This is a genomic window from Synechococcus sp. A15-62 (genome assembly GCF_014280075.1).
Taxonomy (GTDB): Bacteria; Cyanobacteriota; Cyanobacteriia; order PCC-6307; family Cyanobiaceae; genus Parasynechococcus.
In genome coordinates this window covers 466,451-484,067 of sequence record NZ_CP047950.1, presented here as the reverse complement: position 1 = coordinate 484,067, position 17,617 = coordinate 466,451, and the positions used below count along the sequence as shown (strand labels likewise).

The window sequence follows — 17,617 nt, the reverse complement described above, 5'->3', positions numbered from 1 at the left end:
TCTGAATCAGGCGGCGTAATCAAGCGGCCAGGGCGAATCGAGGAATCTCCGGCCGCTTTCGCGAAGATAAAGCCGCTGAGCACCGTCGTTGCTTTCCTGGATCAGCTCCTCCTGAACGAGCCGACGGGCCAACCAGGTCCAGCGGTCGTGGCGTCCGGGCTCATGCAGGGCCAGGTGCTCTCCGAGGCGACGCATCTCCGTGCCGTCCTGCTCGGCCAGATGGGCCAGGAGCGTTTCCACCTGGGCTGACCAGTCGCGTCGTTTGGGGGACTCCATGCAGCGATCGCAGCGACCACAGGGACCGACCAACTCGCCAACCGCAAGCAGCAACGCCTGTTCACGGCACATCTCACCCTCCGCGACGGCCTCCATGCGCCGCAGCTGCTGCTGCGCCAGGTCCAGGCGGCGACGGTCCTCCAGGGCGTTACTGCCCCGGGCAGAAGCCTGCATGGCCCAGCCAAGGCTGGTGCGATCACCCGGCGAAAACAGCACCTGGCAATGGGCGGGCTTGCCATCTCGGCCGGCGCGGCCCGATTCCTGCAGATAGCCCTCGGGCGTGGCCGGCAGATCGAGATGAAGCACCAAGCCCACATCGCCACGGTCAACGCCCATGCCGAAGGCCACCGTCGCCACCAGCACAGGTCGCTCGTGCTCGAGAAACAGCTTCAGAGCCTGCTGGCGGGTCTCCGGATCCAAGCCGGCGTGATACGGCGTTGCTGCAACCCCTTGATCACTGAGACGTTCCGCCCACTGCTCCACGGAACGACGGGTGCGGGCATAGATCAGCGCAGCACCACGGGACATCTCCAGTGCCTCCAACACCTGAGGCATGGGATCCCTGGGCCGCCGCTGCATCGTGTAGTGAAGGTTGTCCCGGCGGGCCGAACTCACCTGCACGAGCGGGCGACGCAGATCCAGCAGGCGAATGATGTCGGCCCTCACCCTTGGAGCTGCAGTCGCGCTGAGGGCCAGCATCGGCACTCCCGGGCAGAGGCTGCGGATCTGGCCAAGGCGGCGGTAATCGGGGCGGAAGTCATGCCCCCAGGCACTGATGCAATGGGCTTCATCCACCGCCAGGGCCACCAGTCGCCCCTCCGTGGCATGACGATCCAGCATCAGCCTTGTCTGCTCACCCTGGAGTCGTTCCGGCGCGATGTAGAGCAGGCGCAGTGTGGCGTCCCGCAGCTGCTCCAAAGCCTGCTGGCGTCGGGCGGGCTCGAGTCCGGCATGCAGGCAGGCCGCAGCGATTCCCCGTCGCTGCAGGGCCATCACCTGGTCCTCCATCAGTGCCACCAATGGTGAGATCACCACCACCAGGCCCTCACGCACCAGGGCCGGCAGCTGATAACAGAGCGATTTGCCACCACCGGTGGGCAGCACCGCAAGCGCGTCCCTGCCGGCCAGCACGGCGTCCACCACGGGCCGTTGCCCGGGGCGGAAGCCATCCCAACCGAAGTGGGTCTGCAGTGCACGCTCGAGCGAAGCCAGAACACACCAGATGTGGGGGCTTCAGATTATCGAGCACAAGATCTGGTGTCAGGCCAGCGGCGGGGGATCCAATTGATCGGGGGACTCCTCCACCAGCTGGAGCCGCACCCGTTTGCCGCCCGCCAACTCTCCCAACGACACCCGCATGGTGGCGCCGCTGAGGGTCTGCAGGGCATTGAGCACATCGCGGAGGTAAGGCGTGCTGCTTCCGCTTTCAACCCAAAGCCGCTCCTGGAGCCCCCCCAAGCGCCGCCAGGAGGTGTGCAGCTTCAACACCGCAGACTCAAGGGCCTGGGCCTGGCCCACCGCATCGGCCAGCAAGCCAAGGGCGTCCAGGCGCTGGGCCTCCTGCATGGCGCGGTCAAGATCCAGTTCCCCCTGCTGGAAGGCCCGCACGGCAACACCCGACTCGGTTGCCTTGGTGATCCAGCGCGCTGTGCTGGTGACGTCCTTGATCCGATCGAGTTCGGGCTCATCGCGGAGCACCTTGCGCAGATCTTCCTGCTGCGGCTCAGGCAGCTTGGCCAATTCCCGCACCAAGGGAGCCACCGCACGGGGTGGCAGAAGGTTCTCCTGGGTGCGCTGACGAATTTCCTCCGGCAGCAAAGGGCTCGTTGCTGCCGTGAATTCATCCGTGAGGCGGCGCACCTGCTTGCGGGTGATTTCCTGCCCCTCGTTGGCAGCCTCAGAAATCATCAGCTGCACTTCAGGAACCGCCTGGGCGGTTTCCATGAAGGCCCGCTTGGAGAATTGATTGACGCTGCTCTCTTCCAGGGTGCCGTCGCTGAGCATGCTGTCGGCGGATTCCGCCAGTTGAATCAAGCCGTAGGCGCGGGTCTTGCTGATTTCCCGCTCCCGCAGCCACTGCAGAAATCCGGCGCCCCGGGCTTCACCACCGCGCTTTTCCTTGTCCCGCACAGCGCGGAGGATGCGACCACGCCAGATCTCGGTCTGGAGATCAAAGCGATCGCAGACGGCCCAGGCCTGTTCGAGGCGGGCCAGAAATTCCATCGTGCTGATGTCGTCCTGCTCCGGGTCCGGCAAATCCAGCTGGAGCAGCGACGGATCTGGATCAAGGGCGATGGAACTGGTCAAAGGGACGCCGACAACGAAGGGACGACATTCTGTGACGCAGCGGTCATCACCATCCATTCCACGAGATACGCTCCGATTGCATCTCCTTATGCCCAGCGATGGCGATCACCCGCGGCGCCAAGGTGCGCATCAAGCGTCCTGAGTCCTACTGGTTCAACGAAGTTGGCACCGTTGCCTCCATCGACACCTCGGGAATCCGCTACCCCGTTGTCGTTCGCTTCGAGAAGGTCAACTACAGCGGCCTGCAAGGCGTTGACGGTGGCATTAACACCAACAATTTTGCTGAAGCTGAGCTCGAGCCGGCCTGAGGCCGTTGCCTGAACTTCCTGAAGTCGAGACGGTCCGCCGGGGACTGGCAGACCGTCTTGTCGACTTCAAAATTGCGCAGGTTGAAGTCTGCAGACCAAGGGCGATTGCCAGCCCTGGAGGTCCCGAGGACTTTGTTACTGGCCTCTGCGACACAACGGTGGGGCAGTGGCAGCGCAGAGGGAAGTATCTGATGGCCGCCCTTGAGCCCGAAGGCGGTGTTTGGGGTGTTCATCTACGCATGACCGGCCAGTTCCAATGGCATGAGCAGCCCTCAGAACCGTGCAAACACACCCGTGTTCGCCTCTGGAACTCGAAAGAGCAGGAGTTGCGCTTTGTGGATGTGCGCAGCTTCGGAGAAATGTGGTGGGTGCCTCCGGGTCAGGCGATTGAAGAGGTGATCACAGGCTTAACGCGGCTCGGCCCTGAACCCTTCAGCGCCGACTTCTCCGCCAGTTATCTGAAGCAGAAACTCAAGGGCAGCAGCCGACCGATCAAAACAGCGCTCTTGGACCAAGCCCTGGTGGCCGGGGCGGGCAACATCTACGCGGATGAATCCCTTTTCGCATCAGGCATCGCCCCCTTCACGCCAGCAGGGCAGCTGAATCTCCAACAACTGGAGAGGTTGCGAGATGCCCTGGTCAATGTGCTGACCATCAGCATTGGAGCCGGTGGCACCACCTTCAGTGATTTCCGCGATCTCGAGGGGGTGAATGGCAACTACGGCGGCCAGGCCTGGGTCTACCGGCGTGGAGGGGAACCCTGCCGCAGCTGTGGAACGGCCATTCAAAGAGAGAAACTGTCCGGCCGAAGCACACACTGGTGCCCGTCCTGTCAAAGCTGATTGGGCAGCGGAAGCGCCGTAAGAACCTCTCGATAGGGAGGACGAAGCACGCCGAACTCGGTGATGAAGCCCGTCACCAGATGAGCCGGGGTGATGTCGAAGGCAGGATTCCAAACCTGGGCCCCGGGAGCCGCGACATCCATGCCCCGCACGTGGGTGATCTCCTCTGCATCGCGTTCCTCAATGGTGATCGCGTCCCCATCAACCGTCGCACGATCAATGCTGCTGCCAGGGGCACAGACGTAAAAGGGGATGCCATGGGCTCGGGCCACGAGCGCCAAGTTGTAGGTGCCGATCTTGTTGGCAACATCGCCATTGGCAGCAACACGGTCACAGCCCACCATCACGGCATCCACCTCACCTCGGCGCATCAGCAGTCCGCTTGCACCGTCAACAAGCACGGTGCAGGGAACCCCGAGACAGCCCAATTCCCAGGCAGAAAGAGCAGCACCTTGCAAGCGTGGACGCGTTTCATCCAGCCAGGCATGACGAAGCAGGCCACGTGCATGGGCAGTTGCAATCACACCGAGGGCGGTACCAACGCCACCCGTAGCGATCGCCCCCGTGTGGCAGTGATGCAAGACCCGGCAGCCCTGAGCCAACAGGGAAACGCCGTGATCCACCAGCCGCTGGGTCAGAACACAATCCTCACGCTGAAGCGCAGCGGCCACGCCGGCGAGCGCTTCAACATCAACTGGGGCGGCGGAACCCATGGCCGCCTGCATCCGATTGAGGGCCCAGCCAAGGTTGACGGCGGTTGGCCGTGATGCACGCAGGCCTCGGATGGCAGTGGGGAGGTCATCACCGGAGCGTGCAGCCAAGACAACCCCCCAGGCCGCCGCGATACCAATCGCGGGTGCGCCGCGCACAGCCATGGAGGAAATCGCCTCAGCAACCTCCTGCCATCGGTGCAATTGCATGAAGACCACAGCACCGGGAAGTTGTCGCTGGTCCAGCAACTCCAGGTGATCACCGCTCCAGCGGCAACTGGGGGGAAGCGTCAATGCACGTGGGCCTCTGTGTCCTGTATAGAAGACGGAGGGAGAAGCGGATTGTGACCGCAAACCAAACCCAGCGCGAACAATTGACTGAGGTGATGCGAGGCATCCACCGACGCGGCTGGTGCGATGGCACTGGAGGGAACTTCAGCGTTGTGCTGCAACATCAGCCCCTGGAGTTGCTCATGGCACCCAGTGGTGTGGACAAGGGGCAGTTACCTGCCGATCAGCTGATTGTTGTGGATGGGCAGGGCAGGGTTTTAACGAGCAAGGGAAAAGCCAGTGCCGAAACAGCGTTGCATCTGCGCATTGTTGAAGCGACTCAGGCAGGAGCTGTGCTGCACACCCATTCCGTCCCCGGAACGGTGTTGTCCCGCCATTACGAGACCACAGGAGGGATTGCCTTAGAGGGCTGGGAAATGCTTAAAGGTCTGGCTGGAATCAACACCCACGCCTGCAGGATCACCATCCCCGTGATCAGCAACAGTCAGTCTATGCAGGAGCTGTGCGATGCCATCGCGCCCTTTCTGGAAACCGCTCCGTGCGGTTTTCTCGTGGCCGGGCATGGCCTTTACGCGTGGGGGGCTGACCTGGATGCGAGCAAACGACATCTGGAAATCCTGGAATTTCTTTTGAATGTGAAATTGACTCAAATGCAGATCGGAGATCAACGATGAATCAACAACATCTACTGCTCGACATCGAGGGAACGACATGCCCAGTGAGCTTTGTCAGCGACGTTTTATTTCCCTTCGCCAAGAAAGAACTGAGTAGATACATCACACAACACTGGGTCAAAAGCCCTCACAACAAGCCCATCCAAGCGGCCAGGAAAGAATGGCTGGATGACCAATCCGCCGAAAGCATGAAGATCAAACAACAAGTCATGCAGGGCAAGACAAGGGAAGTTGACGGGTTAATTCAATACCTCAAACACCTGATTGGCATTGACAGAAAATCAACAGCACTCAAAGACCTGCAAGGAAAAATCTGGGAATACGGCTATAACAATGGCGATCTCAAATCTCAACTGTTTCCAGAAACTGCGGAATGCCTGCACCAATGGCACGAACAAGGATTGACGCTATCCGTGTATTCGTCGGGCAGCGTTCAAGCTCAGAAACTGCTTTACAGACACAGCTCAAATGGTGATTTAGAAGATCTTTTCAGTCACTGGTTTGACACACATACAGGCCCTAAAAAATCCACGGAGAGTTATACAACAATCGCCGAGCAGCTCCACAGCCTGCCCAATCACATTTGGTTTGTGAGTGACAACGGAGCTGAATGCGATTCCGCTCGCTTGGCAGGAATGCACACTCTCTTCAGCCTTCGCGATGGCAATCCCGACCGTGACCCACGGGATCACACGGTGGTTCAATCACTCCGCGAGGTAAGTGCTCTCCTAACAACAAACCAATAGCCAACAAAAAAGCCACCTCAAGACGAGGTGGCTTCTTCGTGGGTGGTGATGGTGATTGCTTCTGCAATCAGCACATCATCAACCTATTAAGAGAATGTTTTACCTGGCATCGAGCTATTTTCTCAGGGGGCTACCCCCCAAATATCGTCGCCGCTGATGCGTTTCACAACCGAGTTCGGGATGGATCGGAGTGGGACCACACCGCCATGGACACCAGGATAGATAAACATTCTCAAGGGGTGAACCCTGAGAACTGCATAGGATCTGCAGCAAATGCTGCACGTCTGAATCAAACAAAGAAATGAGTCTTCAGGCAAGAACCAAAATGTTGGTCAAGCCCTCGGTCTATTAGTACTCCTCCGCTGCATCCATTACTGGACTTCCACGTAGAGCCTATCAACGGGTGTTCTTCCCGTGACCTTACTGGGTTACCCCATGGGAACACTCATCTTGAGGTGGGCTTCCCACTTAGATGCTTTCAGCGGTTATCCACTCCGCACATGGCTACCCAGCGTTTACCGTTGGCACGATAACTGGTACACCAGAGGTGCGTTCCTCCCGGTCCTCTCGTACTAGGGAGAAATCCTCTCAATGTTCCTGCGCGTACACCGGATATGGACCGAACTGTCTCACGACGTTCTGAACCCAGCTCGCGTACCGCTTTAATGGGCGAACAGCCCAACCCTTGGGACCGACTTCAGCCCCAGGTTGCGATGAGCCGACATCGAGGTGCCAAACCTCCCCGTCGATGTGAACTCTTGGGGGAGATCAGCCTGTTATCCCTAGAGTAACTTTTATCCGTTGAGCGACGGCCCTTCCACTCAGAACCGTCGGATCACTAAAACCGACTTTCGTCCCTGTTCGACTTGTAGGTCTCACAGTCAAGCTTCCTTCTGCTTTTGCACTCGTCAGCTGATTTCCAACCAGCCTGAGGAAACCTTTGTGCGCCTCCGTTACCTTTTAGGAGGCGACCGCCCCAGTCAAACTGCCCACCTGATACTGTCCGCTCCCCGGATAACGGGTGAACGTTAGAACCCTAGCTCTGAAAGAGTGGTATCTCACCAGTGACTAACTCATAGCCGCAACCATGAGATCAACGTCTCCCACCTATCCTGCGCATTCAGAGCCCGGGCACAATACCAAGCTACAGTAAAGCTTCATAGGGTCTTTCTGTCCAGGTGTACGTAGTCCGCATCTTCACAGACAATTCTATTTCGCCGAGCCTCTCTCCGAGACAGCGCCCTGATCGTTACGCCTTTCGTGCGGGTCGGAACTTACCCGACAAGGAATTTCGCTACCTTAGGACCGTTATAGTTACGGCCGCCGTTCACCGGGGCTTCAGTCGCCAGCTTCGCTTACGCTGACCGGCTTCCTTAACCTTCCGGCACTGGGCAGGCGTCAGCCCCCATACATCGTCTTGCGACTTAGCGGAGACCTGTGTTTTTGGTAAACAGTCGCCAGGGCCTCTTCACTGCGACCACCTTGCGGTGGCACCCCTTCTCCCGAAGTTACGGGGCCATTTTGCCGAGTTCCTTAGAGAGAGTTACCTCGCGCACCTCGGTATTCTCTACCACCCCACCTGTGTCGGTTTCGGGTACTGGCAGTCATGCCTTAACGGGTATAGAGCTTTTCTTGGAAGCTTGACGTCACCAACTTCGCTGCCGTAGCAGCTCGTACTCACGCCTCAGCTCGGAACGTTTTCACCGCTCCTCAACGCCTCGAACGCTTGAACCAGTAACCAACATCTGGCTTGGCTAGCCTTCTCCGTCCCTCTTCCCAAAACATGACCGGTACAGGAATGTTGACCTGTTATCCATCGACTACGCCTTTCGGCCTCGCCTTAGGTCCAGACTAACCCTCCGCGGACGAGCCTGCCGGAGGAACCCTTAGGGTTTCGGTGCATGGGATTCTCACCCATGTTTTCGCTACTCAAGCCGACATTCTCACTTCTATGCAGTCCACGCCCGCTCACGCTAACGCTTCGCCCCACATAGAACGCTCCCCTACCATATAAATCCGCAGCTTCGGTACAACACTTAGCCCCGTTCATTTTCGGCGCAGGATCGCTCGACCAGTGAGCTATTACGCACTCCTTTGAGGATGGCTGCTTCTAGGCAAACCTCCTGGTTGTCTATGCAATCCCACCTCCTTTATCACTTAGTGTTGATTTGGGGACCTTAGCTGGCGGTCTGGGCTGTTTCCCTCTCGACCATGGAGCTTATCCCCCACAGTCTGACTGCCTCGCTACACACAGGGTATTCAGAGTTCATCTCGATTTGGTACCGCTCTCGCAGCCCGCACCGAAATGGTGGCTTTACCCCCCTGCTGGAGCACGAGACGCTACGCCTCAACGTATTTCGGGGAGAACCAGCTAGCTCCGGGTTCGATTGGCATTTCACCCCTAACCACAGCTCATCCGCTGACTTTTCAACGTCAGTCGGTTCGGACCTCCACTTGGTATCACCCAAGCTTCATCCTGGCCATGGTTAGATCACCCGGGTTCGGGTCTATAAACACTGACAAACGCCCTATTCAGACTCGCTTTCGCTATGGCTCCACCATTTCCGGTTTAACCCGCCAGTGCCTATAAGTCGCCGGCTCATTCTTCAACAGGCACACGGTCACCCTATAAGTAGGGCTCCCATTGCTTGTAGGCTCACGGTTTCATGTTCTATTTCACTCCCCTCCCGGGGTTCTTTTCACCTTTCCCTCGCGGTACTGTTTCGCTATCGGTCACACAGTAGTACTTAGCCTTACGAGGTGGTCCTCGCGGATTCACACGGAATTTCACGTGCTCCGTGCTACTCGGGATACAGCTAGCTCAGTTCAGTTTTCGGTTACGGGGCTTTCACCCTCTGTGGCGTGCCATTCAAGCACTTCTCCTAACCTCCCTGATACACGTTGCTGTCCCACAACCCCGATACTCGAAAGTATCGGTTTAGGCTCTTCCCCGTTCGCTCGCCGCTACTTAGGGAGTCGTTTTTACTTTCCTTTCCTCCAGCTACTAAGATGTTTCAGTTCGCTGGGTTGGCTCGTGCCAGCCTATGGATTCAGCTGGCCGTATTAAGGGTTGCCCCATTCGGAAATTCCCGGATCAAAGCGTGCTTCCAGCTCCCCGAGACTTATCGCAGGTAACCACGTCCTTCATCGCCTCTGTGTGCCAAGGTATCCGCCGTGAGCCCTTTGTAGCTTGACCAATTAACCTCCTAAACGCTTACCGCCGTTGAAAGCAGATTCTCAAGTTTTTATTGCTAAAAACAAGATCAAACTCTGATTCGCTCGACACGAATCAAAGAACATTTAAGAGTCTCGGCTCTTGCTCAAAAGAATTTTCATTGTTCTAGATCCAATCTCCCTTTCAGAAGATCAGATTCAAAACAATGCATCTGTAAGATGCTTTGTTTTTCCAGACTTCACCTATGCAGTTGTCAAGGTTCTGCTAGAACTTCAAATCAAATCATCAATTGCTTGATCATTTGATCCGAGCCCAGCATCTTATCAACCAAATTCAAGACTTAAAATCTAAAACTTGGAATGACAGGAAGCTGGGGTCATCCAGCGGACACATCTAAATCACACTCCAATCGAGCTAAACTCCAAAAAATTGGAGATGGGAATCAAGTTCGGTCAGTGGAGGTTAGGAGACTCGAACTCCTGACATCCTGCTTGCAAAGCAGGCGCTCTACCAACTGAGCTAAACCCCCAACACCGAATGGGCCATCCTGGACTTGAACCAGGGACCTCACCCTTATCAGGGGTGCGCTCTAACCACCTGAGCTAATGGCCCAGGAGTCTCATCCCTTTTGGGGTGTGACCTAGACAAAGTTTAGGAACTGAAAATCTCCATCAAGCAATCAACATTGCTGCTGATCCTTAATTTCAAAGCTGAGGTACCGATCGACCTAAGGTGACAGGATTTCGGCCTAAGAATAAAAGCACTCAGGCATCAAAATCATTGTGTTGTCTCCCTGTTAGGAGGTGATCCATCCGCACCTTCCGGTACGGATACCTTGTTACGACTTCACCCCAGTCATCAGCCCCACCTTCGACGTCCTCCTCCACAAGGGTTGGAGTAACGGCTTCGGGCGTGGCCAACTTCCATGGTGTGACGGGCGGTGTGTACAAGGCCCGGGAACGTATTCACCGCAGTATGCTGACCTGCGATTACTAGCGATTCCGCCTTCACGTAGGCGAGTTGCAGCCTACGATCTGAACTGAGCCACGGTTTATGGGATTTGCTTGTCCTCGCGAACTTGCAGCCCTTTGTCCGTAGCATTGTAGTACGTGTGTAGCCCAGGATGTAAGGGGCATGATGACTTGACGTCATCCACACCTTCCTCCGGTTTATCACCGGCAGTCTCTCTAGAGTGCCCAACTAAATGCTGGCAACTAAAGACGTGGGTTGCGCTCGTTGCGGGACTTAACCCAACATCTCACGACACGAGCTGACGACAGCCATGCACCACCTGTCACTGCGTTCCCGAAGGCACTCTCCTGTTTCCAAGAGATTCGCAGGATGTCAAACCCTGGTAAGGTTCTTCGCGTTGCATCGAATTAAACCACATACTCCACCGCTTGTGCGGGCCCCCGTCAATTCCTTTGAGTTTCACACTTGCGTGCGTACTCCCCAGGCGGAACACTTAACGCGTTGGCTACGACACCGAGGGGGTCGATTCCCCCGACACCTAGTGTTCATCGTTTACGGCCAGGACTACAGGGGTATCTAATCCCTTTCGCTCCCCTGGCTTTCGTCCATGAGCGTCAGTGATGGCCCAGCAGAGCGCCTTCGCCACTGGTGTTCTTCCCGATATCTACGCATTTCACCGCTACACCGGGAATTCCCTCTGCCCCTACCACACTCAAGCCCAACAGTTTCCACTGCCATGATGGAGTTAAGCTCCACTTTTTAACAGCAGACTTGAAGGGCCGCCTGCGGACGCTTTACGCCCAATAATTCCGGATAACGCTTGCCACTCCCGTATTACCGCGGCTGCTGGCACGGAATTAGCCGTGGCTTATTCATCAAGTACCGTCAGATCTTCTTCCTTGATAAAAGAGGTTTACAGCCCAGAGGCCTTCATCCCTCACGCGGCGTTGCTCCGTCAGGCTTTCGCCCATTGCGGAAAATTCCCCACTGCTGCCTCCCGTAGGAGTCTGGGCCGTGTCTCAGTCCCAGTGTGGCTGATCATCCTCTCAGACCAGCTACTGATCGATGCCTTGGTGAGCCATTACCTACACCAACTAGCTAATCAGACGCGAGCTCATCCTCAGGCGAAATTCGTTTCACCTCGCGGCATATGGGGTATTAGCAGCCGTTTCCAGCTGTTGTCCCCCTCCTGAGGGCAGATTCTCACGCGTTACTCACCCGTCCGCCACTAACCCGAAGGTTCGTTCGACTTGCATGTGTTAAGCACGCCGCCAGCGTTCATCCTGAGCCAGGATCAAACTCTCCGTTGTAGATCATTTCCTCTTAGACGTTTTCACGTCCTCAAAATGATTTGCGTCACCCATTGCTCAGTGAAAACTGGCAACAGTTGAGGCCTCCTTTCGCTGACACAAAAGGGTTCTTAAGAGTGCATCTCTAGATTTCTCTGTCAATGACTTTCCGGGATCTCAGATCCGGTTGTTGCTCCACAATCCGCACACCGGCAACAAGAGAGCTCGTGAAAACCCTCCCGTTGCAGCGAATTGCTTCTTCGCAACGAAATTTTTTGACGGGACCTCACACCTTCATCGCTCTTTCATTCGGTCCCTCACCTCACCTCTCGGTTCGGCTCAGAACCAAACGCGATGAAAGCGTCAGTTCCTAAACTTTTCAATTGTCCAGGTGCGACCAAACTGTTCCTCACTCCCTTTCAGGAGATCGGTTGGTTGGTCATCGCGGCCTCTCGCGACCGCTTGAAGAACTTACAACACCGTGGGATCGCTCCTTCTTGGTCTCGTAAGCCGCCTCAGACACATCAAGACTTTCGCCTTCAGCGCTTCGGCTTGCGCGCTCGCCTCTCGGCTCCCGCGCAAGACAAAACCATAACACCACAACTGCCGCTCACGCAATGGCAAGGCCGACTGAAGATCTGAAGGGTTGCTTCCACTGGCGAAACCCATTGCCAGAACTACGTTTCAGTTGGAGGACACCGCGATGCCAACGCGTTTCACCGAACAAAGCCAGCGCTTCCGCCCCAACTCAAATGAAGGGCAGGTGCTGCAAAAAGCACGGGAACACTTCGAAGCCACGCTGATTGGCGTTCAAGGGGAACTCGCCGGCAGCGTTGCCGCGATGGAACATCGCCGCTCTGACGACGCCCTCAACTACGGCGAAATCTTCCTGCGGGACAACGTTCCAGTGATGATCTACCTGATGCTGGAAGGGCGCTTCGCCATCGTGAAGCAGTTCCTGAGCGTCAGCCTTGAGCTCCAAAGCACCAACGTTCAAACCCGCGGTGTCTTCCCCACCAGTTTTGTGGAGGAAGAGGGAGAACTGGTTGCGGACTACGGCCAACGCTCGATTGGTCGAATCACCTCGGTGGATGCAAGCCTCTGGTGGCCGATTCTCTGCTGGATTTACGTCAAGCGCAGTGGGGACGTCGACTTCGGTCGCAGTCCGGAAGTGCAACGGGGGTTGCAACTGCTGCTGGATCTGGTTCTTCACCCCAGCTTCGAAGGCACACCAGTGCTGTTCGTTCCCGACTGCGCCTTCATGATTGACCGCCCCATGGATGTGTGGGGCGCTCCACTGGAGGTGGAGGTGCTGCTTTTCGCAGCGTTGCGCAGTTGCGTTGGGCTGATGGAACTCTGCCAACGCCATGAGAACAGCGTTCTTCTGGCGGAACGACTGCGGCTAAGCAGGCAATGGACCCATGACTTGCGGCAGTTCCTGCTGAAGCACTACTGGGTGACCAGCAAAACAATGCAAGTGCTTCGGCGACGGCCAACGGAGCAATACGGCGAAAACCAGCACCACAACGAGTTCAACGTTCAACCCCAGGTCATCCCCGACTGGTTGCAGGACTGGCTGGAGAACCGTGGCGGTTACATGATCGGGAACATGCGAACCGGACGACCGGATTTTCGCTTCTACTCCTTGGGGAATTCCCTGGCATCACTGTTCGGGTTGCTGACTGCACCACAGCAACGGGCCCTGTTCCGACTGGTGCTGCACAACCGGGATCACCTGATGGCCCAGATGCCGATGCGCATCTGTCACCCCCCCATGGAGGGCGTGGAATGGGAGAACAAAACGGGTTCCGACCCCAAAAACTGGCCCTGGAGCTATCACAACGGAGGCCACTGGCCGAGCCTGCTCTGGTTTTTTGGAGCGTCCATCCTTCTGCACGAACGCCTGAATCCCCAGGCCGACGTGTTGCTGATGGGACAGATGAAAACTCTGTTGGACGAGTGCTACTGGAGCCACCTCAACCAGCTGCCCCGTCAGCAATGGGCTGAATATTTCGACGGCCCCACGGGAACCTGGGTTGGGCAACAGTCACGTACGTATCAAACCTGGACCATCGTTGGCTTTCTGCTGATGCACCACTTTCTCCACGTCAACCCAGACGACGTGTTGATGCTCAACCTCGACGAATCGATGGGTCACTGACCAACCACCAAAGCCATCGCATAAAAAAACCCCGACTCAACGAGCCGGGGTCCATGCAATGCGCGCAAGCGAGTGATCAGAACAGTCCGAGGGTGAGGGACTTGTCGATCGGGAGTGCTGCACCAATACCGAGATAGATGGTGACCAAGGTTCCGGTCAGGAACACGGTCATCGCCACAGGACGGCGGAAAGGGTTCTGAAACTTGTTGAAGCTCTCAATGAAGGGGACGAGCATCAGGCCCAGGGGAACCAGAGTTTGCAGAGCAATACCCAGGAGCTTGTTGGGAACAACCCGAAGGATCTGGAAGACGGGATAGAGGTACCACTCAGGAAGAATTTCCAGAGGGGTGGCGAAGGGATCAGCCTTATCGGCCAGCATGGCTGGATCCAGAACGGCCAGACCCACCACACAGGCGATGGTGCCAAGGATCACCACCGGGAAGATGTAGAGGAGATCGTTGGGCCAGGCAGGCTCTCCGTAGTAGTTGTGACCCATGCCCTTGGCGAGCTTGGCCCGCATCTTGGGATCGGAGAGATCAGGCTTCTTGAGAATGTGCATCGTTTAGTCCAGGTGTTGAGGGAACAGTAGGAACGCAGATCACAAGGGACCAGAAATGCCCTGCTTCCTGATCATCAGGAAGTGCATGAGCATGAACACCGCCAGGAGCCACGGCATCACAAAGGTGTGAAGGCTGTAGAAGCGGGTGAGAGTGGCCTGTCCGACACTTTCGCCACCGCGAAGCAGCTCAACCATGAAGTCGCCGACCACGGGAATTGCAGCAGGGACGCCAGAAACGATCTTCACAGCCCAGTAACCAACCTGATCCCAGGGAAGGGAGTATCCGGTAACGCCGAAGGAGACGGTGATCACGGCCATGGTCACGCCGGTGACCCAGGTGAGCTCACGAGGACGCTTGAAGCCGCCGGTGAGGTACACGCGGAACACGTGAAGAATGAGCATCAGCACCATCATTGATGCGCTCCAGCGGTGAACCGAGCGAATCAGCCAACCAAAGCTGACGTCGGTCATCAGGTATTCGACCGACTTGTAAGCCTCAGCAACAGTGGGCTTGTAATAGAAGGTCATCGCGAACCCAGTCGCGAACTGGATCAGGAAGCACACCAACGTGATGCCCCCCAGGCAATAGAAAATGTTGACGTGGGGGGGGACGTACTTGGAACCGATGTCGTCAGCAATGTCCTGGATTTCCAGACGTTCCTGGAACCAGTCGTAAACCGGTGATGAGTTCGCCATGCACAAGCGGGCTCGAGTTGCGAAAGTCTACTGAGCACGCTTCTGCCACTGAGGCGAACCCACCGCGATGTATCCAACTGTTAACGATCTTTCAGACTGGCTGCGGCGCAGAGGTTTTCGGACGCTGAGGCAACTGATCGCAGCGGCTCTTTGCTGCTTTTTGGTGCTGGGCAGCGCCTGCACTGCTGTTGCACTTAGCGACACACAACAGCTCGTGGTGGACAGCTGGAGGCTTGTGAACCAGGGCTTTTGGAACCCAGAACAACTCGATGCGGTGCGTTGGAAGCGTCAACGGCAGAAGGCCATGGAACGCAGCATCGAGAGCAGTGACGACGCCTATGCGGCCATCGAATCGATGCTGGCTCAGCTGGGCGACCCTTACACCCGGCTGCTTCGTCCAGCGGACTACACGGCGCTGAAAAACAGCACCAACGGCAGCCTCAGCGGTGTGGGCTTGCAACTCGGGCCCGATGAAAGCAGCAATGGCGTTGTGGTGATTTCGGCCCTCGAGGGTTCACCTGCCGGCGAGGCAGAGATCACCAGTGGCACGCAGTTGCTGTCTGTTGATGGCCGGGCCGTGGTGGATCTGGGACTTGAGGGAACCGTTGCAGCACTTCGGGGAGACGTTGGATCTCAGGTGGTGCTGACGCTGGACAGGGGCAGCGGAGAAACAAACGAGCTGACCCTGGAACGCCGCAGCGTGGACCTCAGGCCGGTGCGCACAAGACGCTTGCGCAGCGGCAGTCACACCCTTGGCTATCTGCGGATCACCCAGTTCAGCGAAGGAGTTCCCGAACAGGTGAAAGAAGCCCTTACAGAACTGCAGAACAAAGAGATCGAAGGATTGGTGCTCGACCTCCGCAACAACTCAGGCGGATTGGTGAGTGCTGGATTGGCGGTAGCCGACGACTTCCTTTCCGGTGACGCCATCGTTGAAACCCGGAACCGCGAGGGGATCAATGACACCATCCAGGCCAGTCTCCAGACGGTGTACGACGGACCGATGGTCACCCTCGTGAATGGAGGGACGGCCAGTGCGAGTGAAATTCTGGCTGGCGCCCTTCAGGACAACGAACGCGCCACTCTGCTCGGAGGCCAGACCTTTGGTAAAGGGCTGATTCAAACGTTGACCAACCTCAGTGACGGCAGCGGCCTCGCCGTGACAGTCGCCGGCTACGTAACGCCGAGTGGACGCGACATCCAAGGAGAAGGCATCGCACCGGATCGTGGGTTGTCAGATCCGGAACCCCTGAATCCCGGCGGTGACGGTGATCGCTGGCTCTCGGAAGCCGAGCAATGGATGGAGGCCCTGCTGGAACAACCCGCTGACGACACCGAGGCATGAGTCAGCGGACTTATCACGACCCTCTGCACCGCGGCATTGGTTTGGACCGCCAAGCCCCAGCCGAGGGAATGGTGATGGACCTGGTGGACACGGCGCCATTCCAGCGCCTGCGTCGCATCCGCCAGCTGGGTCCGGCCTACCTCACCTTCCACAGCGCTGAATCCAGTCGATTCACCCACTCGCTGGGAGTCTTTCATCTGGCACGCCGTGCATTTGAGCGGATGCTGCCGTTGGCACCCGAGTTGGAGACGTACCGGGGGCTCCTCTACGGAGCTGCTTTGCTCCATGACATTGGCCATGGCCCCCTCAGCCACACCGGCGAAGAGATGTTTGGCCTGCGCCATGAAGCGTGGTCGGCGCGGGTGATCCGGCATCACCCAGAGATCCGCGACTGTCTGGAGAGCCACGAATCCGGGACGGCTGAGGCGGTGGCGAACCTGCTGGAACATGGACGCAGCCCTCACCCCCTGATCAAACATCTGGTCAGCAGTCAGCTGGATTGCGACCGACTGGATTACCTCCTGCGCGACAGCTACAGCACCGGAACGCGCTACGGGCAGCTCGATCTCGACCGCATCCTGGGAGCCCTGACCCTTGCCCCTGACGGGGACATGGCCATTCATCCCAAAGGTCTGATGGCTGTGGAGCACTACCTGGTGGTGAGGAACCTGATGTACAGGAGCGTCTACAACCACCGGCTGAATGTGGTGTGCAACTGGCTGCTGGAGAAGCTGATCCAGAGAGCACGACAACTGGGGCCTGAGCAGGTGTGGGCTGATGAGGTGATGGCCAGCTGGCTCTGGCAGCCAGACCAGATCCGGTTAGAAGACTTCCTCGCCAACGATGACCAACGCACCGGCTACCACCTTCAGCGTTGGCAAGCCGAAGCGCCGGCGGCCCTGGCTGAACTGAGTGGGCGTTTTCTGGATCGACGCCTGCTGAAAGCAACGGCCGTCGAGCATCTGTCTCCTGCTGATCAACTGCAATTGCTTGCGACAGCCAGGCGCCTGGCCGATCGTCATGGCCACGACCCTGAGCTGTGCTGCGGACTGCGTCATCAGCAGCTGCGCGGATACCACCCCTATCGAGGTGGCTTGCGCCTCTGGGACGGACAACAGCTCCAAGCCCTGGAGAAAGCCTCTCCCCTGGTCGCCAGTCTGGCGACCCCGGCGGCAATCTCCTGGTTGATTCACCCACGTGACATTAGTGCCGAACTCAGGCAGGAAATGGACGTTGAATGGCCCCGAGCAGCAGCAGCGTGAAGCA

The 17,617-nt window shown here is 57.5% G+C and carries 12 protein-coding genes, 2 tRNA genes and 3 rRNA genes; 7 read left to right on the top strand and 10 right to left on the bottom strand.

What is annotated here, in order from left to right; all coding sequences use genetic code 11:
• Positions 1–6: 6 nt before the first annotated feature.
• Positions 7–1,467: an ATP-dependent DNA helicase RecQ gene (locus SynA1562_RS02565; protein WP_186495266.1), complete on the bottom strand. Its 1,461-nt coding sequence runs from the start codon at positions 1,465–1,467 to the stop codon at positions 7–9.
• 69 nt (positions 1,468–1,536) lie between these two features.
• On the bottom strand, positions 1,537–2,640 hold the full coding sequence (locus SynA1562_RS02560) for a hypothetical protein (RefSeq protein WP_370593246.1): 1,104 nt from the start codon (positions 2,638–2,640) through the stop codon (positions 1,537–1,539).
• 41 nt (positions 2,641–2,681) lie between these two features.
• On the opposite strand from SynA1562_RS02560, the gene SynA1562_RS02555 reads away from it, so the two are divergent.
• Complete coding sequence (locus tag SynA1562_RS02555) at positions 2,682–2,891, top strand: photosystem I reaction center subunit IV (RefSeq protein WP_006851563.1); 210 nt, start codon at positions 2,682–2,684, stop codon at positions 2,889–2,891.
• 5 nt (positions 2,892–2,896) lie between these two features.
• Entirely contained in the window at positions 2,897–3,733 is an 837-nt protein-coding gene (locus SynA1562_RS02550) for a DNA-formamidopyrimidine glycosylase (RefSeq protein ID WP_186494621.1), read from the top strand.
• Here SynA1562_RS02550 and mtnA read toward each other — a convergent pair.
• Entirely contained in the window at positions 3,724–4,737 is a 1,014-nt protein-coding gene (mtnA, locus tag SynA1562_RS02545; RefSeq protein ID WP_186494620.1) for an S-methyl-5-thioribose-1-phosphate isomerase, read from the bottom strand. The two genes, SynA1562_RS02550 and mtnA, sit on opposite strands and share 10 nt — an antisense overlap.
• A gap of 50 nt (positions 4,738–4,787) precedes the next feature.
• Between mtnA and mtnB the strand changes: the two genes are divergently transcribed.
• Together mtnB and mtnC are read left to right on the top strand one after the other, a co-directional pair.
• The gene (mtnB, locus tag SynA1562_RS02540) at positions 4,788–5,408 is read left to right on the top strand and encodes a methylthioribulose 1-phosphate dehydratase (RefSeq protein WP_370593274.1); all 621 of its coding nucleotides are present in this window, start codon (positions 4,788–4,790) and stop codon (positions 5,406–5,408) included.
• The gene (gene mtnC / locus SynA1562_RS02535) at positions 5,405–6,154 is read left to right on the top strand and encodes an acireductone synthase (RefSeq protein ID WP_186494618.1); all 750 of its coding nucleotides are present in this window, start codon (positions 5,405–5,407) and stop codon (positions 6,152–6,154) included. The genes mtnB and mtnC overlap by 4 nt, the downstream gene beginning before the upstream one ends.
• 101 nt (positions 6,155–6,255) lie before the next feature.
• Here the strand turns inward: mtnC and rrf are convergent.
• The 5 genes from rrf to SynA1562_RS02510 form a co-directional block, all read right to left on the bottom strand.
• Positions 6,256–6,372: ribosomal RNA gene (gene rrf, locus SynA1562_RS02530) — 5S ribosomal RNA — on the bottom strand.
• Between the two features lie 110 nt (positions 6,373–6,482).
• Positions 6,483–9,350: ribosomal RNA gene (locus SynA1562_RS02525) — 23S ribosomal RNA — on the bottom strand.
• A 435-nt stretch (positions 9,351–9,785) separates the two neighbouring features.
• A tRNA-Ala gene (locus tag SynA1562_RS02520) sits at positions 9,786–9,858 on the bottom strand.
• A 9-nt stretch (positions 9,859–9,867) separates the two neighbouring features.
• Positions 9,868–9,941 (bottom strand) — tRNA-Ile (locus SynA1562_RS02515).
• 184 nt (positions 9,942–10,125) lie between these two features.
• Positions 10,126–11,611: ribosomal RNA gene (locus SynA1562_RS02510) — 16S ribosomal RNA — on the bottom strand.
• Together the 16S, 23S and 5S rRNA genes with 2 tRNA genes alongside form the textbook arrangement of a ribosomal RNA operon.
• 682 nt (positions 11,612–12,293) lie before the next feature.
• Here SynA1562_RS02510 and SynA1562_RS02505 point away from each other — a divergent pair.
• Positions 12,294–13,751, top strand: a complete 1,458-nt coding sequence (locus SynA1562_RS02505; protein WP_186494617.1) for a glycoside hydrolase 100 family protein — start codon at positions 12,294–12,296, stop codon at positions 13,749–13,751.
• Positions 13,752–13,827: 76 nt separating this feature from the next.
• On the opposite strand, the gene petD is transcribed toward SynA1562_RS02505, so the two are convergent.
• Both petD and petB read right to left on the bottom strand, forming a co-directional pair.
• Positions 13,828–14,310 carry a cytochrome b6-f complex subunit IV gene (petD, locus tag SynA1562_RS02500; RefSeq protein ID WP_006851144.1) on the bottom strand — a complete coding sequence of 161 codons (483 nt, stop codon included), beginning with the start codon at positions 14,308–14,310 and terminating at the stop codon, positions 13,828–13,830.
• Positions 14,311–14,349: 39 nt separating this feature from the next.
• Positions 14,350–15,006, bottom strand: a complete 657-nt coding sequence (gene petB, locus SynA1562_RS02495) for a cytochrome b6 (RefSeq protein WP_011363493.1) — start codon at positions 15,004–15,006, stop codon at positions 14,350–14,352.
• Positions 15,007–15,073: 67 nt separating this feature from the next.
• Between petB and ctpZ the strand changes: the two genes are divergently transcribed.
• Positions 15,074–16,351, top strand: coding sequence for a carboxyl-terminal processing protease CtpZ (gene ctpZ, locus SynA1562_RS02490; RefSeq protein WP_186494616.1), 1,278 nt, complete (start codon positions 15,074–15,076; stop codon positions 16,349–16,351).
• Entirely contained in the window at positions 16,348–17,613 is a 1,266-nt protein-coding gene (locus SynA1562_RS02485; RefSeq protein ID WP_186494615.1) for an HD domain-containing protein, read from the top strand. The genes ctpZ and SynA1562_RS02485 overlap by 4 nt, the downstream gene beginning before the upstream one ends.
• The last annotated feature ends 4 nt before the right edge of the window (positions 17,614–17,617 follow it).